Annotated in this window: 21 protein-coding genes; 9 read left to right on the forward strand and 12 right to left on the reverse strand. The window is 66.4% G+C overall.

Going from position 1 to position 20,196, the window contains the following annotated elements:
• Window positions 1–41: 41 nt before the first annotated feature.
• Window positions 42–320: a hypothetical protein gene (locus D2E23_RS05600; RefSeq protein WP_126029985.1), complete on the reverse strand. Its 279-nt coding sequence runs from the start codon at window positions 318–320 to the stop codon at window positions 42–44.
• Window positions 321–394: 74 nt separating this feature from the next.
• Complete coding sequence (locus D2E23_RS05605) at window positions 395–1,408, reverse strand: hypothetical protein (RefSeq protein ID WP_126029986.1); 1,014 nt, start codon at window positions 1,406–1,408, stop codon at window positions 395–397.
• 305 nt (window positions 1,409–1,713) lie between these two features.
• Here D2E23_RS05605 and D2E23_RS05610 point away from each other — a divergent pair, with 305 nt between their 5' ends.
• The 7 genes from D2E23_RS05610 (at window position 1,714) to D2E23_RS05640 (ending at window position 9,249) form a co-directional block, all read left to right on the forward strand.
• Window positions 1,714–1,938, forward strand: coding sequence for a hypothetical protein (locus D2E23_RS05610; RefSeq protein WP_241227233.1), 225 nt, complete (start codon window positions 1,714–1,716; stop codon window positions 1,936–1,938).
• 13 nt (window positions 1,939–1,951) lie between these two features.
• A complete protein-coding gene (locus tag D2E23_RS05615) occupies window positions 1,952–2,797 on the forward strand; it encodes a VirB6/TrbL-like conjugal transfer protein, CD1112 family (RefSeq protein ID WP_093960661.1) in 846 nt (281 codons plus the stop codon).
• A 12-nt stretch (window positions 2,798–2,809) separates the two neighbouring features.
• Window positions 2,810–3,157, forward strand: a complete 348-nt coding sequence (locus D2E23_RS05620) for a PrgI family protein (protein ID WP_093960662.1) — start codon at window positions 2,810–2,812, stop codon at window positions 3,155–3,157.
• Window positions 3,158–3,242: 85 nt separating this feature from the next.
• Window positions 3,243–5,552 (forward strand): VirB4-like conjugal transfer ATPase, CD1110 family, encoded by a 2,310-nt coding sequence (locus D2E23_RS05625; protein WP_420897294.1) that lies wholly within the window; start codon window positions 3,243–3,245, stop codon window positions 5,550–5,552.
• A complete protein-coding gene (locus D2E23_RS05630; RefSeq protein WP_241227225.1) occupies window positions 5,549–7,321 on the forward strand; it encodes a lytic transglycosylase domain-containing protein in 1,773 nt (590 codons plus the stop codon). Before D2E23_RS05625 ends, D2E23_RS05630 begins: the two co-directional genes overlap by 4 nt.
• 13 nt (window positions 7,322–7,334) lie before the next feature.
• A complete protein-coding gene (locus tag D2E23_RS05635) occupies window positions 7,335–7,934 on the forward strand; it encodes a hypothetical protein (RefSeq protein WP_126029988.1) in 600 nt (199 codons plus the stop codon).
• Window positions 7,918–9,249: a hypothetical protein gene (locus D2E23_RS05640; protein ID WP_126029989.1), complete on the forward strand. Its 1,332-nt coding sequence runs from the start codon at window positions 7,918–7,920 to the stop codon at window positions 9,247–9,249. The genes D2E23_RS05635 and D2E23_RS05640 overlap by 17 nt, the downstream gene beginning before the upstream one ends.
• Window positions 9,250–9,323: 74 nt before the next feature.
• Here the strand turns inward: D2E23_RS05640 and D2E23_RS05645 are convergent, their stop codons facing one another.
• From D2E23_RS05645 to D2E23_RS05680, 8 genes are all read right to left on the reverse strand, one after another.
• On the reverse strand, window positions 9,324–11,108 hold the full coding sequence (locus tag D2E23_RS05645; RefSeq protein WP_126029990.1) for a VirD4-like conjugal transfer protein, CD1115 family: 1,785 nt from the start codon (window positions 11,106–11,108) through the stop codon (window positions 9,324–9,326).
• On the reverse strand, window positions 11,105–11,557 hold the full coding sequence (locus D2E23_RS05650; protein ID WP_126029991.1) for a hypothetical protein: 453 nt from the start codon (window positions 11,555–11,557) through the stop codon (window positions 11,105–11,107). Before D2E23_RS05650 ends, D2E23_RS05645 begins: the two co-directional genes overlap by 4 nt.
• Window positions 11,554–11,847 (reverse strand): hypothetical protein, encoded by a 294-nt coding sequence (locus D2E23_RS05655; protein WP_126029992.1) that lies wholly within the window; start codon window positions 11,845–11,847, stop codon window positions 11,554–11,556. Before D2E23_RS05655 ends, D2E23_RS05650 begins: the two co-directional genes overlap by 4 nt.
• Before the next feature lie 174 nt (window positions 11,848–12,021).
• Window positions 12,022–12,594: a hypothetical protein gene (locus D2E23_RS05660; RefSeq protein WP_126029993.1), complete on the reverse strand. Its 573-nt coding sequence runs from the start codon at window positions 12,592–12,594 to the stop codon at window positions 12,022–12,024.
• The gene (locus D2E23_RS05665) at window positions 12,591–14,207 is read right to left on the reverse strand and encodes a hypothetical protein (RefSeq protein ID WP_126029994.1); all 1,617 of its coding nucleotides are present in this window, start codon (window positions 14,205–14,207) and stop codon (window positions 12,591–12,593) included. Before D2E23_RS05665 ends, D2E23_RS05660 begins: the two co-directional genes overlap by 4 nt.
• A gap of 20 nt (window positions 14,208–14,227) precedes the next feature.
• Complete coding sequence (locus D2E23_RS05670) at window positions 14,228–15,751, reverse strand: PcfB family protein (RefSeq protein ID WP_126029995.1); 1,524 nt, start codon at window positions 15,749–15,751, stop codon at window positions 14,228–14,230.
• 30 nt (window positions 15,752–15,781) lie between these two features.
• A complete protein-coding gene (locus D2E23_RS05675) occupies window positions 15,782–17,248 on the reverse strand; it encodes a relaxase/mobilization nuclease domain-containing protein (RefSeq protein ID WP_126029996.1) in 1,467 nt (488 codons plus the stop codon).
• A 6-nt stretch (window positions 17,249–17,254) separates the two neighbouring features.
• A complete protein-coding gene (locus tag D2E23_RS05680) occupies window positions 17,255–17,629 on the reverse strand; it encodes a MobC family plasmid mobilization relaxosome protein (RefSeq protein WP_126029997.1) in 375 nt (124 codons plus the stop codon).
• Between the two features lie 290 nt (window positions 17,630–17,919).
• Between D2E23_RS05680 and D2E23_RS05685 the strand changes: the two genes are divergently transcribed.
• Window positions 17,920–18,390, forward strand: coding sequence for a hypothetical protein (locus tag D2E23_RS05685; protein WP_126029998.1), 471 nt, complete (start codon window positions 17,920–17,922; stop codon window positions 18,388–18,390).
• 75 nt (window positions 18,391–18,465) lie between these two features.
• On the opposite strand, the gene D2E23_RS05690 is transcribed toward D2E23_RS05685, so the two are convergent.
• Window positions 18,466–18,927: a hypothetical protein gene (locus D2E23_RS05690; RefSeq protein ID WP_126029999.1), complete on the reverse strand. Its 462-nt coding sequence runs from the start codon at window positions 18,925–18,927 to the stop codon at window positions 18,466–18,468.
• 145 nt (window positions 18,928–19,072) lie between these two features.
• Between D2E23_RS05690 and D2E23_RS05695 the strand changes: the two genes are divergently transcribed.
• A complete protein-coding gene (locus D2E23_RS05695; protein ID WP_126030000.1) occupies window positions 19,073–19,453 on the forward strand; it encodes a single-stranded DNA-binding protein in 381 nt (126 codons plus the stop codon).
• A 159-nt stretch (window positions 19,454–19,612) separates the two neighbouring features.
• Here D2E23_RS05695 and D2E23_RS05700 read toward each other — a convergent pair whose 3' ends face one another.
• On the reverse strand, window positions 19,613–19,888 hold the full coding sequence (locus D2E23_RS05700) for a hypothetical protein (RefSeq protein ID WP_126030001.1): 276 nt from the start codon (window positions 19,886–19,888) through the stop codon (window positions 19,613–19,615).
• Between the last annotated feature and the right edge of the window lie 308 nt (window positions 19,889–20,196).

Here is a 20,196-nt window from a genome sequence, read left to right on the forward strand (position 1 = left end):
GGCGGCATGCCGCTCTTCAAGACCCTCGCTGGCCGGAAAGGTCACCTCTCCCCGATGACCATGGTCTCCGTGGATTCCTCGGGTGTTATTCCGTAGTAGGCGTTGTAGGCGGCTTCGGCCTCGTCCCGGCCGCCGAGACCGATCTCGTATCGGATCTCAGCCTCGAGGAAGTGACGGAAGTCATCGTCGATCTCCGTGTTCTTGCCGAGTTCTAGGTCCATGATCCGTTGGACGGCGTCCGGCCTGCCGAGGAACGGCTTCCAGCGTTTCCTCGATCGTTCGCCGATCCGGACGATGGGGTGTCGCCGTCCGTCGTTCATGTCTCCGTGATCGGGGCGGAGGGAGATATGGCCGGCCCTGCCGCGGTCTTCTCCGTCCTCCCCTGTTTCTCCTGTCATTCTCGTTCGGCCTCCCGGGTGATGAGGTCGTTGATGGCCTTGTCGGTCGCGTCGGGCGTGGTGCGTGTGAGGTCCGCTCCCATCGCGTTCAGCAGCATGGTGGCCCGCTTGGCGTTTGCCGGCTGGGAAAGCTGTTTTCCCTTCCGGATGGGGGGGATGGCGCCGAATGTATCGGGCGTGGGTGGCAGGTAGCAGGTTCTCGTTCTGATCGGCTGGCCGGGTTCCACGAGTGTGTGCCCGTATTGGTTCTTCAGCATGTTCCTGGTCTTGTCAGGCAGGCCGGTGCCGTCGGGCATGAACAGGATCACGAGGCTGAGGTCGCCGAACTTGAACTGCGCCGAGTGACGGCAAGGGATGTCGAGCGGCCCGTCCGTCTCATCGCCGAACGCCGTGGTGATCGAGGCGAGGATGTCGATGTCGCGGTCGCGTGTCATGGGGAATCTGGGGGTGGCGTAGCGTCCTGCGAGGATGAGGATCCTTTCGTCCGGGTGGTCCATGTCGGGATGTCGTATCCAGTCGAGGCGGGGGTTGATGGTTCCGTCGCCGGTTTCGGGGAATTCGTCGTCGAGGAACGGTTGGGTCTGCGGTCCTTCGCTCATTAGGTGCAGTGCGTTCCAGACGTATTTCGTCAGCGTCTTCTGCAGGAGGACGTAGTCGTGGCATATCGTCGTCGTATCGGCGGTGCGGTCCTTGCATTGTCTGGTTCCGTTCGGGATGTTGGCCCGCGGGTTGGCGATGTGGCGGGCAAGCATGTCCTTCATGTAGTCGTCCAGGTATGAGCTGGCGGTGTTGCATGCCCTTCCGATCGAGATGGTCGGGTCGCCCGAGTAGGTGAGTATGGTGTTCGGCTGCTTGTCGGTCCGGGTGTAGTCGAGGGTCGTGCGGCTGTTCGGATAGAGGTCGAGCACGGCATCGGATATCGCGTGTTCCCGTGACCGTGTTTCGTTCGTGCTGTGGCAGTACGGGCATTCCCATTGGTTTTCCTGCGGCTTCTTCGTCTTTGCTGTCATGGTGTGTTCCTTTCCTTCGGTGTCCTTGTCGTCGTGTCCGTTCCATCGTATGTTGGTTTGCCTGTTTCGTTCGGCCGGGGTTCGGATTTTTTCGGTGTTGCGGTATTGGGGTATCGCGGTGTGGTGGTCGGGTTTCGTGTTCCAAACTCGGTCGGGGGTTTGCGGGGTTGGATGGATGGTGGCGGCCGCGTGTGTGGTCGTCGAGTCCAAGTGAAAGGAAGTGGTTTATGTTTGGTTTTGGTCCCAGTGAGGCGGATCTGCTGTCGGGTGCGCTGCCGCAGGCGGCCGCTCCCGCGAATGCGCCGGTGGTGCTGGCCGCGGCGGACGGCAACCAGCTCACGTCGAATGTGTTGGATCTGTTCGTCACGGCCGCGACTCTTGGCGGCGGCGCTTGGACGGTGTGGGGCGCGATCACGTTCGCGGCCGGCCTGAAGGACCAGAACGGTCCGCAGACGCAGTCGGGCCTGTGGCAGGCCGTGGGTGGCATCGTGATCCTGGCCGCGGCGCAGCTGTTCAGGGCCCTGGCCTGACGGGCGGCCGCGCATGGAGGATTGGCTCATTGGCCTGTTGAACACCATCGGCAATGGTGTGTCGCAGGATATGGTGTCTCGGCTGTTGCAGACGCCGGCCGATTTCAACCATGACTTGTATGACCTGTCCCTGCGCGTGGCGGATACCGCCGTGAAGCCGATGGCGAGCATCGTGCTCGCCATCGTGTTTTCGATGGAGCTGGCGCGTGTGTCCACGAAGGTGGACGCGGATCGTGAGCTGGGTATGAAGATGGTCGCGGCGGCGATGCTGAGGATCGCGATCGTGTTCACGCTGGCGCAGAACAGCGAGCTGCTGTTGAAGGCGGTCGACGAGATCGGCTCGTCGATGATGTCGGGGTTCACGTCGGCGGCGCCCACGGAGGGCGCGACGAGCACGATGGGACTGGGCGACGCGATGGCGGATCAGATCAAGGATGCGGGTTGGGCCGGTCAGGCGGCGTGCATGGTGCTGCTGATCATTCCGTTCGTGGTGTCGCAGGCCGCGTCGATCGTGTTCACGGTCGTGATACTGCTGCGGTTCGTGCAGTTGTACATGATGACGGCGTTCAATCCGCTGCCGGTCGCGTTCTGCGCGCATGAGGAGACGAAGGCGTGGGGCATCGGCTATTTCAAGCAGTACGCGGTGCTGGTGTTCCAGTGCGCGACCCTGTATCTCGCGGTGATCGTGTATCGCGTGTTCGTGAAGAACGTGCTGACGATGGACGGGTTCAAGGAGGGCGACAGTCTGCCGGGGTGGATCATCTCGAATTTCGGGAATCTGCTGTTGGCGTCGGTGTTGCTGATCGGCATCGTGATGGTCGCGAACGGCGTGGCCAAGAAGCTGTTCGGCGGCGAGTGAGAGGAGTCTGTTATGGCGTTGCAGATGCCGGTGTACAGGGAGATCAGCGCGATCGAGTCGAAGGTGTTCCTGGGATTGTCGTGGCGTCAGCTGTTGGCGGCGTGCGCTCTGGCGGTGGTGTGCGGCGGCTCGTATCTGCTGTTGTGGATCGTGGCCGGCCTGCCGTCGGATCTGTGTATGTATCTGATCTTCCCGCCGGGCATTCCGATCGCGATGTGGGGGTGGTGGCGTCCCCGTGGTCTGATGCCCGAGCGGTACGCGCGTTACCTGTGGAGGCATTACGCGCATCGGAACGTGTATTTGCTGGATGGCCCGTCGCGCCGGTTCGTCACGCCGGCCCGGCCGTCGTTGAAGGAGTAGTGGAGTGTTCGAGTTTCTTGGGAGGAAGGGCAATGCCGCGGCCGCGCGCGGGAAGGCGCGTGAGCGGGCGCGGTCGAGCGGGAGGATGCCCGCGAGCGTGAAGACGCTGATCGGGTTCGATTCGATGCTGCGCAACGGGATCGCGTTCCTGGGCGATGACCGGTGGAGCGCGTCGATGGCGTTCACCGACATCAACTATCAGCTGGCGCCGGAGCGGCATCAGATGGAGATCATCGATCATTGGGCCAAGATGCTGTCGGGGTTCGAGGGCGGTCAGGACATCCAGATCGGCTTGTATACGAGGACGCGTGGCATCGATGACGTGCTGTCGGATGTGCGGATGGAGGATCGCGGCGACGGGCTGGATCGGTGGCGTCGCGACTACAACGATCTGGTGGGCTCGAAGCTGGAGACGGCGTCGAGGAACACGGAGACGGTCAAGATCCTGACGTTGACGATCGAGGAGCATGATCGTGACGCGGCGGTGACCACGCTCAACGGCCTGTGCAATTCGGTCGCCGCACAGCTGAACGCGATCGACGGGTGCCGGGCGACCCGGTTGAGCCGTGAGCAGCGTCTGGCGCTGATGTCGGAGATCCTGCGTCCGGGTGAGGATTTCACGTTCAACGAGCGTACGTTCCGTCATCTGCAGGGCCGGCCGGACATCAAGGATCTGGTGTGTCCGTGGATGATCGACGCGTCGAGGGCTTCGACGCTGCGCGTGGAGTCCCTGGATTCGGGGTTCTGGCATCGTACGCTGTGGATCTCGGGCCTGCCGCCGGAACTGTCGGACCAGCTGATCAACGAGCTGACGGGGTTGCGGGCGCGCGTGAACGTGAGCGTGCATCTGGCGCCGTATGATCGCGGCGATTCGCTGACGATGGTGCGTCGCAAGGGCGCGGAGATCAAGATGCAGGTGATGGAGACGCGCCGGCAGAACCGTCGTCAGGGCCTGGACCCGGATGATCTGCCGGATGATCTGGCCGACCAGCAGACGCAGATCGGTGATCTGCGTGACGAGCTGCGGCGCACGAACCAGCGTCTGACGAACGCGATGATCGTGATCGGCGTGAGCGCGGACAGCGAGGAGGCGCTGGAGCATGCGGTCAGCCAGGTGCGCACGCGCGTCAACGCGCAGTCGTGCAAGGCGGAGTCGCTGTCGTTCATGCAGATCGAGGGTCTGGTCGCGGAGCTGCCGTTGGGCAACAATCCGCTGCCGATGCGGCGGACGCTGACGACGAATTCGGCGTCGATCCTGATCCCGTTCACCACGCAGGAGGTGTACGAGCCGTCGGGCATCTTCTACGGGACGAACACGAAGACGGGCAATCCGATCGTGGCGGACCGGCGCGCGCACATGAACTCGAACGGGTTCATCCTGGGCACGTCGGGCGGCGGCAAGTCGTTCAGCGTCAAGCAGGAGATCGGCTCGATGTTCCTCAACCGCGACGACGACGTGATCATCATCGACCCGGAGCGTGAGTATCTGGCCCTGTGCGAGGCGTTCGGCGGGCAGATCGTGGAGATCAGCGCGGGCGGCCATCAGTGCATCAACCCGTTGGACATCGTGCTGGACGAGACCGGCGACGTGGATCCGATGAAGACGAAGACGAACAATCTGGTGTCGATGATCGGCTCGCTGGTCGGCGGCAACACGGGTCTGACCGCCGTGGAGAAGAGCTTGGTGGACCGGTCGGCGCTGGGCCTGTACGTGCGCTGGCGTGATTCCGGCTCCCCGCTGCAGCCGACGCTGGGGGATCTTCGCGACGCCCTGGAGGCGACGGGCGAGGATGCGGGCCATCTGCTGGCGGTGAGTCTGGACGCGTACACGTCGGGTTCGCTCTCGGGGTTCTCGGGGCAGACGAACGTGGACATGACCAACCGCATGACGGTGTTCGACGTGAGCGCGCTGACGGGCGAGCTGCGTACGTTCGGCATGATGGTGATCATCGATCAGGTATGGAATCGCGTGCTGAAGAACCGTGCGGCGGGCCGGCGCACGTGGCTGTATGTGGACGAGTTCCACCGATTCTTTTCTAACGGGTACGCGTCGGCCCAGTTCCTGGACATCTACAAGCGCGCCCGCAAGTATGGTCTGGGCGTGACGGGCATCACGCAGAACATCGAGGAGCTGCTGATGGATGACGGGGCGAGGCTGATGCTGTCGAACTCGGATTTCCTGATGCTGCTGACGCAGAACGCGTCGGACGCGGACGAGCTGTGCTCGCTGCTCAAGCTCTCGGAGGAGCAGCGCTCGTATTTCACGAACGTGATGCCGGGTCAGGGTCTGATGAAGATCGGTCCCGCGTATGTGCCGTTCGACGGGCGTATCCGTGACGACAGTCTGCTGTACGGCCTGTACACGACGAGCTTCGACGACAGGGAGTCCAGGTGAGCGGCGCGCGCACCGCGGCTCCGCCGGCGTCGGCCGGCGCCCGTCCCTCCGGAGGTGCCGGCGCGACAGGCTCGCCCGCGGCCTCGGCCGGGGCTTCCGCCGCCGCTGCGGCGGCTGGCGGTCAGGTGGTGCCCGATGGGCAGATGGTGGACCGCAAGCCGGGCAAGCGCCGGGTCTCGCGCGCGGTGGGTGCGACGGTGCATCGCGCGTGGTCGGCGTCCGCGGACCGGTCGGACGCCGCGTCGTCCATGGGCGTGGATTCGGTGGGCCTGTCGGTGTCGGTCGCGTCGAAGCCGGTGGGGGCCGTCGGCCGTGCCGCGGGCCGCAAGGCCAAGCGTGCCGCCGGCGCGAAGATCCGTTCGTGGATCGGTGTCGAGCAGAAGGTCGAGGAGACCGCCAGCCGTCGGATCGTGATGATGAAGAAGGCCGGGCGCGCGTCCAATCGGATCGGCCGGGCGTTCGGCGGCGGCGTGCATGACGTGCGTTCCCGGCTGACCGCGGAGGACACGGACGTGACGTCGCGGATCGGCTCGTCAGCGCAGACCCTGGCGTTCCGGTCGGTCACGACGGCCGGCCGTGGCGCGGTGAAGGGCACGGCGTTCGCGGTCAAGCACCGTCACGCGCCGGCCCAGGCCGCGCGGGCCACGGTGTCCGGCGCCCGGGGGTTCGCGTCGGCCGTTTCGAGGGCCGCGTCCGCCGCCCGGGTGGCGGTCACGCGTGCCATCGCGGCGGTGTCGGCGGGTTCGGCGCCGATGGTCCTGGTCGTGGCCGCGGTCACGGCCGTGGCTGTTGTGCTGGTCGCGATCCTGTCGTGGCTGCCCCTGTCGAAGGACCAGAGCGCGGCCGTCGCGGGCGGCGACGTGCAGAACGTGCCGGCCGAGTACGTGGAGGACGTCAAGCGTGCGGGTTCGATCTGCGCGACCGTGACGCCGGCCGTGATCGCCGCGCAGATCGAGGCGGAGTCCAACTGGAATCCGAACGCGGGCAGTTCGGCGGGCGCGCAGGGCATCGCGCAGTTCATTCCCTCGACGTGGGCGACGCATGGCATGGACGGTGACGGCGATGGCAAGGCCGATGTCATGAACCCGCATGACGCGATCTGGTCGCAGGGCAACTACATGTGCCAGCTCGCGGACGGCGTGGCCGCGCTGCAGTCGGCGGGACGCGTGTCGGGGGACGCATTGTCGCTGACGCTCGCCGCGTACAACGCGGGTCTGGGCGCGGTGGCCAACTATCACGGCATTCCCCCGTACAAGGAGACGCAGGGGTACGTGCAGAAGATCGTGGGCCGTGTCCCCTACTATCAGGCGGCCGGCGAGGGGTCCGACGGCGCTCAGGCGGGTACGCTTTCCCCGCCGATGATCATGAAGCAGGACGGCTATCACGTGGACTTCACGGCGATGGGCATCGCCGCGACGAGCACGACGTACGAGCTGTATCAGTGCACGTGGTGGGCGTCGGTGCGTCGCGCGCAGATCGGCAAGCCTGTCGACCCGTACATGGGCAACGGCGGCCAGTGGAACGAGAAGGGTCTCGCCCTGGGCTACTCGGTGTCCGGCGCGCCGCGTCCGGGCGACGTGATCGTGTTCGAGCCGGGCGTGCATGGCAGCAGCCGCGTCTACGGGCATGTGGCCGTGGTCGAGCAGGTGAACGGCGACGGGTCGATCCTGATCAGTCAGTCGGGCACGGGATGGATGGCGGTGGTCACGGAGACCATCAGCGCGCAGTCGCTGTCCCAGATGGGCTCCGGCATCAGCTTCATCCACTAGAGCGAGGAGAAACATGAACATGGATATGGATGACCGGAGGTTCCGGCGTCGTGTCGTGCTTCTGGCGGTCGGCGCCGTCGTGGTGTTCGGCGTGCTGATCGGCATGGCGGCCGGCGGGTCGACGTTCGAGGAGACGTTCGGCCGGCATGACGCGTCGCCGTCGGCCACGGCGTCGGTCTCGCCGTCCTCGTCGGCGTCTCGGACGGCCGAGGCGTCGCCGAACCCGTCCGTCTCGACGTCGGCCGAGGTCCGGGGCGTGGAGGCGGACGGGGCGGCCGGCGCGTGCGACGCGATGGCCGCGGACGCGGTCCGCGCGTTCGTGACGGATTCGCCGGATCGCGACGCCGCGCTACACCGTCTGTTCACGGATGACGCGCAGGGACTGTCGACTCCGGTGTCGGCGCTGGCCGGCCAGGACGCCGACGTGGACTACGGGACCGGGCTGATGGATGGTTCGGCGTCGACCGCGGTGTGCAGTGTGTGGAACGGCGGCGAGTCGCCGTGGATCGTGTCGCTGCGCGTGCAGGACACGGGACGGTGGATGGCGACCGGCATCCAGGGCCCGTACGACCAGTATGTGATGGAGAATCCCGACGATGCGGCGGATCGATGAGCATGCCCCGGCGGATGGCGGCATCCCGCCGCATACGAGTCCGGAGCGCCTGTACGCCATGGCCATGGATCTGGAGTGGCGTGACCGGCTCGACGAGATCGCCGCTCACCGGAACTCGTGGCCGGCGCTGAGGCGGTGGGCCAACCGGGCTCGCCGTCTGGGCGTGGACGTGGCGGGCAATCCTCCGCCGCCGCCCGGCTGGGTGCCGCCGGTCCCGCACCGTGACCCGTCCGCCGTGCGCGCCCTGATGCTCGCGGACACGGCGGCGATGCTCGGCCTGCGTGGCGATGGTCCGGAGGTGCCGCGCGAGAGGCGTGTGGGAGTAGGCGTGGCCGGGCATGGTCCGGTCGTGGAGCGTCCCTCGTGGGAGTCGCTGATCTCGGGTCGTGACGATGCCGGGCGGACGGTCGAGGACGAGCGGGTGCGGGTGAGCATGGGTTCCCGTCTGCGACGCGTGATGCCGGTCGTGGCCCTGGTCGTCCTGGTGGCCTGCGGTGTCGGCGCGGTGGCATTCAACGCGTCCCGCGGCGATGCTCCCGCCCCGGCTCCGGGCCTGCCGTCGGCCGTGGCGCGCCCGTCGTCATCCCCGTCCGCGTCGGCGGTGCCGAAGGGGTGGGATGAGGCGCGCGGCGAGGCGGCGGCCCTGGCGGTCAGGGTCTCGGCCAGTCCGGTCGCGGACGACGAGCAGGTCGCCGCTGGTCTGGCGGGGATGCGCACGCTCATGGATGACGGCTCGTATCCGGTCAAACGGCTGGACCGGGCTCGGCGTGATCTCGCGTCGACGTGGGGCACCGTGATGGACGTTCGCGCCGAGGAGACGGGTTCGGCCCTGGCCGACGTGATCGGCCGTGCGGACGGGCTGAAGGACGCGCATGCCGGGCCGGATCGCGACGAGATGCGCCGGCTGGCGGACAAGTGGCGTGGCGTGACGGTCGACCGGTCGAATCTGGCCGATGCGATCAACGCGCGTACGAGGCTCGGCCAGCTCGTCGACGCCCTGTCCAAGGACAAGGCCACGGGCGGGAAGGATTCGGCCGGCAAGGCCACGTCGAAGCCGTCCTCCTCCCCCGGTTCGTCGGGCTCGTCCGGGAAGGATACCCAGGACGGGAACGGGGGCTCGCGGGCCTCCGGCACCGGAGTGGACGCCGGCTCGTCCGACGGTTCGCCGTCCGGGAAGGACTCGGCCGGTTCGGGTTCGACCGGCTCCTCGTCCGGCGGGGATCTGACGGTGGTGCCGGGACAGGGTTCGTCGGGCTGGGATGTGCCGGCGGACGGTCCGGTGGAGGTGTTCCCGGACGTGGATCCGAGTCTGTGACCTATGACGCGGCCCCCGCGTCCGTTTCCCCTGGCTTGGGGATGCGGGCGCGGGGGCCGTTTTCCTGTCTGGTGTTATCTGGTCTTCCTCTCCTTGGCCTTGCCGGCCTTGCCGATTGGCTTGCGGGGGTTCCATCCGTTGGAGTGCTTGAGGGTGGATCGGCTCGCGGGGCGGGGCTGCTGGCCGGGGCGGATCTTGTCGGAGAGGAACGGGTGGACGCCGCGCAGCATGTACACGCATTTGGCGTTGTCCATCTGGGCGAGTTCGTCGGGGGTCATGAGCTCGCGTCCGGTCCTGCGGTTGCTGATGGTGAAGCTGCCGCTGGCTCCCTTGCTCTGGCTGGTGTCGCGCATGTCGATGGTGGCCTTGCCGAGCTGTTTGGAGATCCATTCGGTGGTGGTCTGTTCGTTGCCGCCGAGGTAGAGCACGTTGTCGCAGTTGCCGATGATGGTCTCCCATTGCTTCTCGTACATGGCCTTGAGCTGGGCCATGGTCTGCAGGATCACGCTGACGCTGATGTTGCGTGAGCGGATCGTGGACACGAGGGTGTCGAAGTTTGGGATGCGGCCGACGTTGGCGAACTCGTCGAGGAAGCAGTGCAGTGGCGTGGGCAGGGACTGTCCCTCCATGTTGCGGGTGCGTTTGATGACGTTGTCGAAGAGGCACTGGTAGAAGATCGCGGCGATGAAGTTGAAGGTGCGGTCCTCGTCGGGCAGGGCGAGGAAGATCGCGGTCCGGGTCCCGGTCGTGCCGATCCGGTCGATGCCGATGTTGTCGGTCTCGAGGATCCTGCGCACGTTGACGACCTGGAGTGGTGCGAGGCGGACGCCGATGGAGATGATGATGGACTTCTTCGTCTCGCCGGCGCCCTTGCTGAAGGGCGTGTACTGGCTGACGACGAACTTGAGGCCGCGGGCGATGCGTCCGGTCTCCTCGTCCCATTCGTCGGGGTTGGCCTCCCACTCTCGGACGAGTTCGCGGGCGGCCTGGATCTTGATGTCCATCTCGCTCATGCGGGTCTCGTCCTCTTCGCTGGCTTCGAGGTCGTCGGTCAGGTCGAGCACGCTGGTGAGGTTGCGGTGTGTGTCGTCGGCGGTGTAGTAGATGTAGCCGATGAGCGCGGTGAGCAGGCTTTTCTCGCTTTTCTCCCAGAACTGGTCGCCGCCGTTGCGGGCCTCGGGGTTGTTGGTGTTCTCGATGATGTTGCCCACGAGACGCATGATGGCCACGTCGGCCTTGTCCTCGTCGATGTATTTGAGCGGGTTGAACGTGGTGGCCGTGGTCAGGTCGATCAGGTCGAGTTTGTGGACCTCGTATCCCTGGTCGGCGAGCTGCTGCGCGCAGCGGTCGTGGAGTTCGCCCTTGGGGTCGGTACATACGTAGTCCATGCTGGCGTTGGCGATGTTGGGCAGCACGTAGCCGCTGGTCTTGCCGGCGCCGGAGCCGCCGATGACGATGGTGTTGAGGTTGCGGCGGGTGGCCATGGTGTCGAGGCTGAGTCCTTCGCTGGCGGTCATCTGGAGGTTCTGTCGGCGGTCCTTGTCGGTGTAGGGGGCCATTTCCTCGGGTTTGGCCCAGCGGGCGGAACCGAATTCCTCGCCTTCGCGGTAGTTGCGGCGCATGCTCCATTTGTAGAGCCAGGCGACGCCGACCAGGAACATGCCGGCGAGGCCGCCGAGCAGGCTGTTCTGGTCGAGGCCGATGCCGGTGGGGTCGGCGAGGGCCGCGGTGACGGCGTTGATGGTCGCGTCGGGCGAGGCTCCCGTGGCGATGGACGTGGTGACGGCGTGGGTGATGACGTCGCCGGCCCATAGTCCCAGGAGCATGGTGAGGATGATGGGGAATGCTTTTCGGATCATGTTCTGTCTTTCTTTTGCTTGCTGGTGCGGATGCGTTCCTCGCGGCGTCTGAGCTCGGCGAGGAAGTCGGTCCGGGTTCCGACGGGCGTGATGACGGGGATCTCCGTGGTCGGCGCGTCGTCCTCCGCCTGTCCGCCCGTGTCGTCTTCGGTCGAGCCGGTCCCGGTCTCCGTCGCTCTGTCCGGTTCGGCCGGTGTGGTGCTGGTCGTGATCCCGTCGTCGGTTTCGTGGGCGGGGATGTCGATGATGATCAGGCATCCCCCGTCGGTGCCGGTCTCGGCGTGGACTGCGATGGGCGTGCGCGTCCTGGCGGTGGCGAGGAGGAGCCGGCCGATGGCGGTGTCCCTGCCGATGCTCGCGTCGGTGTGGAGTCCGGTCTCGTGGAGGCGTCTCCGGTCGTTCTCGTCGCCGATGCAGGTTTCCGCGCGCCGGCCGGTGATGCCGGTCATGGCGTGGCCTCATCCGGGTCGTGGCTGAGGTCGAGGGCAATGGTCTCGACGTGGATCTCGTCTCCGTCGCCGACGTGGCCGCGGACCATGATGGGGGTGCGGCGTTGGGCATGGTGGCGGGCGAGGTTGTCGAGATGGCTGGCGCCCCGGGCGGTGCAGATGATGGTCTCGATGCCGTCTGCGGTGCGGACGCCGATCGTGAGCCGCGCGGTCCCGGTGGCGTCGTCGATCTCCGGTGCGCGGGCGAGACGTCCCTCGATGAGGATCAGTCGTTGGATGCTGTCGGTCATGGTTCGCGGGTCTCCTGTCTGTGGTCCGTCGGGTCATGGGGTTGTCGCCGTCGCTTGGCCGTCGCCCGGCCGTGGTCGTGTCGGATGTCGTGGGACAGTCCGGCCAGGGCGAGGATGATCGCGGGCAGGAGGAGCGCGAGGAAGACGAGGATGTTCCCGAGGGCGCCGGTCATGTCAGTGTCCTCCGTTTCGTGCTCGGCTGGCGCGGCGGGTCGTGCCGTGGGCCTGTTCGCGGTCGGGGTTGTCGAGGTCGGGCTGGTCGGGCATTTCGGTGCGGTCGGCCATGGCGTCGAGTGTGGTCATGGTCTCGGCGTCGATGTTCTGGTCGTCTCGTGCCGCGTCGATGATGTCGTTGCGTCGGGTCCAGACGAGCTGGTCGGCCTGGGCGCGGGTGAGTCCTTCGAGGTCGCCGTCCTCGTTGACTCGCACGTAGTCGTCTCGGTCGGGGTTCCAGCCGCCGTACCATCGGGCCTCCTGGATCTGCGCGTCGCTCATGGTCCGTTTGAGGATGGGCATGGCGGTGCGCGAGTCGAGGGTGCGCAGCGTGCCGATCGGTTCGTCGGGTCGGGTTTCGCCGAGCCGGTCGGCGAACTCGTGCAGGAGCCGGAGGTTGCCGGGGGTGGGTGTGATCCGGTCGGGGTCGGCGATGCGACGGTCGGGTATGGTGCGTCTGTTGTCTTCCCGGTCGACGACGGGGTTGCCCGAGCGTCCGGTGCCGTGGCCCGTGCCGCTGGTCGTGGTGGTCATGTGATTGTCTCCTTGTTCTGCCCGTGGGCTTCGGGTGCGAGGTATCTCAGGGTCAGTTCCGTGGCCTGGCTGAGGTCCCGTGTGCTGGGTGCGGGGGCCTGCGGGTGGCTGGCGGTGTAGCGTTTCGCCGCGGTCTCGACGAGTTTCCCGACCTCGGTCCTCGTGTGTGTGGGGTCGGTCCGGTGTTCGTTGCCGGTGATGATCCGTCGGGCCCGCCGCCATGTCCGGTCGTCCTCGGCGAGGTGCCGGGCGACGCGGATCGCGGTCTCGGATGGCCCCGATGGGCTGTCCGGTTCGCTGCCGGACGTGTCCCGTGTTTCCTGCTCGTGGGTGGGGCGGGGTGTGGTGAGCGCGGTCTTGACCGCGGTGCACAGGGCCCACTGGTCGGCCACGGTGATGGTCCGGCGCTCCTCGCCCTTGCCGTGGAAGAGTTCGATGGGCTCGCCGGGCCGGAAGCGGAGGTTGACCGGCCGCTGCTCGCGTTTCTGCCGCTGGTTGGCCTCGGTCATGAACCGGTCGGCGCGCCATCCGCTGACGTCGGTGCCGTGGATGATGGTGCCGGCGGGCATGATGACGATCATCTTGGCCCATTCGCGTCCGTCCCGGCCCTTGCGTGTGTAGGGGCGGGCGAGGCCGGCCGGGATGTTGACGCTGGGCCAGGGTTCGCTTCGCCGCTGTCGGCCGGCGCGTGTCTGCGGCTGTGGTGTGGGGGTGGCGAGGTGGATGGCCTGGCGTTCCACGACGGTCTGCCAGTTGGCCGCGGGACGGCCGGACGCGGTGAGGAGTCGCGGTGCCTGTCCGGCGTGCAGGAGTCCGGATTGGCCGATGGCGTGGTCCGGTTCGAGGTCGCTGACGCCGCCTTCCCGGTCGCGCAGCCGCTGGTAGTCGTCGTATATGGCGCGGCTGGCCTGTGCGAGTGCCGTGTCGTCGGCCGGTGTGGCCTGTGCCGGCGCCGTGGGGTCGCTGGATGCGATGGCGGTGACGGTGGGGCCGTCGCCGGTGGTGTCGTCGTATTGGAGGTGCGTGTACCGGTAGGCGGTGGCCTGTCCGTCAGTGCATCGCCATTCGACGAGGTGGAGGTCGTATCCGTTGGCTTCGAGGTACCAGGCGCAGGGGCGGGCCGTCTGGTCGAGTTTCCAGCGGAGCATCGATGCGCGGACGCGGTCGGGGTCCGAGGCGAGCACGTTTCGGTTGGCCTGGTCGAGGGCCTGGCGCCATCCCATGGCGATCGGCCGGGTGCCGCCGGGGATGGGGATGGCCGTGGGTTCGCCGTCGGACAGGCTGCCGGAGCGGTCCGGGCGGGTCCCGTCCCATCGGCTGATGTGGTCGAGCAGTTGGGCGCGGATGCCGCGGGTCGGGTCGGCCGGCAGCGCGGTGACGGCTTCGATGGTGGTGGTCTCGTCGCCGATGTGGTGGCGGCGGATGACGGTGTCGCCGGCCTCGTATGCCGTGCCGAGTTCGCCGATGCCGGCCCGGTCGGCGCTGCCGGCGGTCCAGAGTGTGTCGCCGTGTTCGGCCCAGGCGAGGGTCGGCCAGGGCGTGGGGTCGTTGATCCCGTTGATGGTGTCCTGGATGATGGCGGTGCGGCGGATGAGGTTCTGTTCGTCGTTCATGATGGGGTTCCTTTCCCTTTTCAGCGCTTGTCGCTGCGCGGGCGGGCGCCGCGGGTGCGCTGGTGGGAGCGGCGGCCCTGCTGGCCGCGGATCTTGCCTTCCTTCTGTTTGAGCGCGTCGAGGAAGTCCTTCTTGGTCTTCTTGGCCTTCCGCCCGCGTTCGGGCTTGCCCTTGCCGGTGTCGCGTCGCTCCTTCGCCGGTGTCGAGGCCTGTGGTTTCGTGCCGTCCGGGGTCGTCTGCCGGCCGGCTTGCGGTGTCGGGGCGGACTGCTGCGGTATCTCGTCCGGCACGCGTTTGGAGAGGTCCACCTGTTGTGCGGCCGCCGCGAATGGGTCGAATGCTGGGGTCTGTTCGGGGAAGTGAAGGTCCGGCGGGACCCATTCCGGTGTGTCCGTCTGCGGCGTTCCCATGTCCGTAGGCTGTCCGGCGGTGGTCTGTTCGGGGAATGGGAGGTCTGGGGGAAGGTTCTCCTGGGCCGGTGCTTGTTCGGTCGCCGTGGTGATGTCCGGTGCCGGCGTTCCTTCCGTCGGCTGTGCTGCTGCGGGCTGCTGCGGGGCTGCGGCCGTGTCCGTCGGTTGTGGCGCTGCGGGCTGTCCGGGTGTGGGAGCCGGTTCGGTCTGGCTGGCGGCGGGCGTCTCCTTGGCCGTCGGGGCGTCGGGGTTGCTGCGGTCCGGGGTCTCGGTTTGTTCCTGTGCCAGGACCTGTTTGATCGCGGGGTCGATGGCGGCGCTGCATTGCATTGCGGCGTCCACGCAGTCCGAGGGCATGGTGAAGGTGGTCGTGTCTCCCTGATGGTTCTCGATGTAGGGGATGCCGAGCTTGTCGAGGCTATCGGCCAGGAGTTCCGCGTTGGGATCCCATTCGGCCGGCTTTTCTATGGAGATGGTGGTCATGGCGTCGTCGGTTGCCGGGCCGGTCGGCATGAGGGGTCGGGCGGCGTCCGCGGCGCGGGTGGCGATTTCCTCGCGTTGTTCCGGTGTCGGGATGCGGGGTTCGGGCGTGACGGTGGGGATCTCTCCGGTCGGGGTGTCGTCGGCGCTGATGGCGGGGAGTTCGCCGGTTGGGGTGTCGTCGGCGTCGAGCGTTCCGAACGTGGGTTCTTCGAGTTCCGGGGTGGTTTCGCCTGGTTTGTCGAGGTCGAGTTCGAGGCCGAGCTTGTCGAACGCGCGGCGGACGGCGTGTTCGACGTGGTCGGCGTCCTTGCCTTGGAAGTGGAGGAAGTACTGGCCGTCGTTGCCTTTTTCGATGGCGTAGGTGATGCCGGATTGGCGCAGGCTTTTGCCGACTGCCTTGAGGCTTTCGTTGTCGAGGCTGATCTGGTGGATGTCCTCGCCGGTGGCCTGGAGCTGTTTTTCGCTGATCTCGCCGCCGATGTTGTGTTCCGCGATCGCGTTTCTGATGGGCGCGGTCGTGACTCGCCAGCCGGCTCCGATGAGTGCGGCGGCGAGTTTGGCGCCGGCTTTGAGGATGAGTTTGCCGGTTCCCTGTCCGGCTCTGAGGAGGGTGTCCTTGGCTGTGCCTTCGACGTTTTCCTCGATTCCCATGGTGGTGTTCCTTTCTTGTTTGGCCGGTGTCTACCGGCGTGGTCTTGTGTTGCGGTGTTGCCGCTCGCGTTGTTCCCGGTCCTCGTGGTCGTGGGCGTGGTGGTCCGGGGTGTCGCGGTTGATGCGTTTGTGGGTGCGTGTGATGGCGTTGAGGTCCTGTTCGAGGTTGGTGACGCGGGTCTCGCGGCTGGCGATGTCCTCGCGTCGTTCGATCTGCAGGTCGGCGTCTCCGCGTTCGATGGCGTCGGCGAGGGCGATGATCGAGGCGGCGAGTCCGGCGCGTTCCTCGTCGAGCCGTTCGCGCAGCGCGGTCACGGCGGTGTCGGCTCGTCCGGCCTGTCCGGTCCAGCGCAGGGCGGCGTTGAGGGCTCGGGTCTCCTCGCGTAGGCGGTCGAGCCGGCGTCCCTGGGCGCCGTAGTAGCGGCGTTGTGCGGCGGTGCGCCCGGCGGTCACGTCGATGATTCTGGTGTCGGCCAGGGTCTCGAGCCGGTCGGCGGGGCGGCCGAACCAGTGGTAGAGTCCATGGGTCCAGACGGTGTCGGCGTAGCGGCCCCGCCGGTCGAGGATGGTGATCTGCCGGTGGTCGGTGAGCCATGCGCGCCAGGTGGTGCCGTCGGAGACGATGCGGTCCATGGGGATGACGAGTTTGCGCTGGCGCCGGGTGCCGGGGAGCCATACGGTGACGTTTTCGTCGGTGCGGTCGGCGATGAGCCGGTGGTTGAAGCTGATGGGCGTGACGACGCTGCGGGTCAGGCGCAGCATGATGCCTTCCTCGTCGTAGGTCTCGCCGAGCTTGGTGTCGCGTACGCGCAGGCCGGTGGTCTGGTCCGTGTAGGTCAGGTGGCGGCCGCGGATGGTGACGGTGACGTCCATGAGGTCCATGAGGTCCTGGAACTCGGCGAAGTCGTGGGCCTTGGCGGCGGTCAGGTCGATCGCGGTGCGTAGCTTCTCCTTGGTTCCGGTGCCGTGCACGGCGGCGTAGATCTCCTCGAGGCTTCGCGCGTGGCGTGGCTCGTCAGGCTCGGGCAGGACGCTCAGCCGCTCCTTGCGGCAGAGCTCGTCGCTGGTCTTGCGCCATTGGCCGAGCGTGGTCTTGTGGATCCGGATCTTCCGGTGGTCGTCCTCGCTGGCCGCGCAGATGATGATGTGGTTGTGGATGTGGTCCCGGTCGACGTGGGTGGCGATGACGTACTTGTGGTGTCCGCCGGTGATCTCGTCGGCGAACTGGCGTCCGAGTTCGTGGGCTTGTTCGGGTGTGATGGGGTCGTTCGGGTCGAACGACTGGATCACGTGATGGGCGAGCACGCCGTTTTTTCTCATCCTGTTCGGTGCCTGTTCGAGGTCGTCGAGCATGGCCGTCTCGGCCTGTCCGGCACCTTCCCATGGCCCGTAGCTGGTGCTGACGAGTCGGCCGTCGTCGGTCTTGTCACCCCGGCTGATGTAGTCCAGGCTCCTGGAGAGGGTCGCCTTGATCTGCTTCACTTTGACCACCGCCATGCCGTCTCACGCCTCGCGCACGGTGACCCGGTACTCGCTGCACATGCGGCCGACCGTGTCGATCAGATCGTTCATCTCGGCACGCAGCTCGGCCACGGCGGCCATGGACGCCGTGTCGTCGGCGTTGACCCGGCGGGCGATCTGGTTGACGTTCACGCCGATCGGACGCAGCTGGCGAAGGGTCAGCTCCGGGTCCCAAGTGGGCTCGATGACCTTCACGGATCCGTTGGTCATGATCTCGCGCGCGAATGCGGAGAACGATCCGCCGGCCCCGCGGCCGCGCGCCCACAGCTCGTACGTCTCCTGGATTTCGGCCCATTCCTCGGGCGTGAACGCGACGAGCTTGCTGATGCTCCGCTGCCTTCCCCTAGCCCAGTTCACGTGTCGCTCCGCGCTGTTTTGGACGGCGTTTCCGTCGTTCGGAGGCTCCGCCGACTATGGGGTTCGGGTCTCCCGACTTGTCCCGCCGGCGGCGGGCAAGCAGCAAGTGTATATACACTTGCTATGCTTGCTACTCCCAAATCGGCACGCCGATTTTGGGAGTGGCCGGTCTCGGTTTTTCGTTTGCTGTTTTCCAAACTTGTTCCGTTTTCTGTCTCGTATCTTGGCATTGACACGATCAATTGTTTGTCTGTTTTGTCCTGTCGAGTTTGGAAAGCGAGGAGTCTGTTATGGCGAGGAAGCAGGTGTCGGTGGCCCGTCAGAGTTTCATGAATGGTCTGCTGGCCGATGAGCGTGCTCGTATGGAGCGGAAGAAGAAGGAGGCCGGTGAGCTGTTCGGCGCGTTATGGGAGTTCCGTGATGCGGCGGTGCGTCTTCGTGAGGCTGCCGCGGTGTATCGCGAGCATCAGAATGCGCGCAGGAAGGATCTGGAGGAGATGCTGGATCTGACCGATGTGGAGTCCGGCATCGTGATGGGTGCGACTCGTCTTCGCGAGAATCCGGTGGCCGAGGATGAGGATGCTGACGAGGATGTTCGTGACGATTCCCCGGTTGCATCCGTGGCCGAGGATGGGGACGCTCTTCCTCCGGAGGTGGGCCCTGATGCCTTCGATGACGACGGTGACGGCGTCGATGGTGCCGGTGAGGATGCGGGTGCCGGTTCGTCGGTCTCGTTCCCGTGGTCGTCCAGCAACCGGTGACTTCGGACCGGGCGGCTCAAGAGGAAGGGGCTCCGTCGGCGTGTGTGCCGTTCGGAGCCCCTTTGTCGGTTTGGTCTATCGTGTCCGTTGGTCGGTGACGTTCGCGTCGACGAGTTTCCGTTCAACGCGTTCGGTCTGTCGGCCGTCGGGCATGGTGATGTGGTAGTGGACCTCGGTGATGCGGTTCACGGGTCGTGCCGGCTGCGCGATGATCCTGGCCTCTCGGTCGCGGCGGGCGATGCGGTTGATGGCCCATGTGGTCAGTATCCTGACGATGATGCAGATCACGGTGGTGATGGTGAATCCCCAGAACACCTGGTTGAAGTCGAACGCGTCGTGCCGGTAGCAGAACCAGGTGAACACGGCGAGCAGGAGCGCGATGCCTCCGATGATTCCCGAGAGGATGTTGAACGCGGCCAGAAGGGTGCGGATCGGGTGGGTGACCAGGCCGATCGCGAACGTGACGACGATCATGAGCGCGCAGAACGCGAGCATGATGGCGACGATGATCAGATCGATGATGAGCATTATGGGCATGGCGGTGGCTTTCTTCTCTGCTGCTTTCCCTTCATTATCCCCCAGGAACGGGGGTTTCGGTTTGGAAATCCGTTCCAAACCGTGTGCGCTGTTCGCGATGCAGACTGGACGGTGATGGTGTTCGCCCGTGTACGAGGAGGTTGTTATGGGAGCTGTCAGGACTGTGGTCATGGTCGAGGGGAATCTGGCGCGGGATCCCCGGTTCTGGGAGTCGGACGGCCGGCGGCCGGCTTTCCTGTCGTTCACGGTCATGCATACCGCGCGGATCCGTGACGAGTCGGGCGCGTGGGTGGATGGTCGGACCACGAGCGTGGACGTGACGTTCAGCGGTCCCTCCGCGGAGCGTATGCATGATCGCATGGAGGCGGCGCCGGGCGTGCTGGTCAAGGGCGCTGCCGTGGTCGCGTTCGGTGATGTCGGTCGTGCCCGGGTCTCGGCTCCGGCATCGGTGTCGCAGCGCGTGGAGACCGTGACGGTCGATGCGGCAGACGACGCGGATGATTTCGATCCGTGGGTGGACGACTGATCCGCTGTCGTTTGCGGTGGGCAGAATCTGATGGTGCGGGGCCTTCTCCCCGTGCAATGCATGCGGTTCCGTTGCGTCCCGGTGACGTGGCGGGACCGTTTTTCGTTGCTGATGGGGAATGAGGGGAGGGCTTCCCCTGTGGTGGGGAGGCCCTGGTGGTCAGAGGGTGATCTCGGTGGTGACGATGTCGCGGATCTCGTCGATGCTGCGGGGCGTGCCGTCGTCGTTGACCGCGATGAGGTGGATGAGGGTGGCGAACCTGTCGATGTCGGTCTCGTTGAAGAGGTCCGTGGCCGCCGCGTAGTGCTGGGGGTCCCAGGGGTCGGACCTGCGGGCGAGGAGTCGTTCGGCGTCCTGCTGTGCGTAGAAGGGCGCCCAGGGGTCGTCGGCGATCTGGTAGGTGCTGGTGTTCCGGGTGTCGGTGGAGGTGGTCATCGTGGTTTCCTTTCTGGAGCGTGTTCGACGCGATGAACGAGCCGCGGGTTCTGTCGGTGTCGCAACCCGCGACGCTCCGAAGGACGGAGTCCTTCGTGTGCGGCGTGGGTTGCGGCGCCGGCAGGTTCCGTGGCACGATCGGCGGGTCGGACATGCGGGAAGGAAACCATGATGATCGCCGGTCCGTCGCCCTCACGCCTGCCGGTCGTTGACGGCGTCTGGGCCGTCACGCGCGACTGCGGGATGACCTCCCCCGTGCGCATGCCCGACCCCGCACGCACGAACGTCCGCCGTCCGGGGGACTCTTC

This window comes from Bifidobacterium callimiconis, from assembly GCF_003952005.1.
Lineage (GTDB): Bacteria > Actinomycetota > Actinomycetes > Actinomycetales > Bifidobacteriaceae > Galliscardovia > Galliscardovia callimiconis.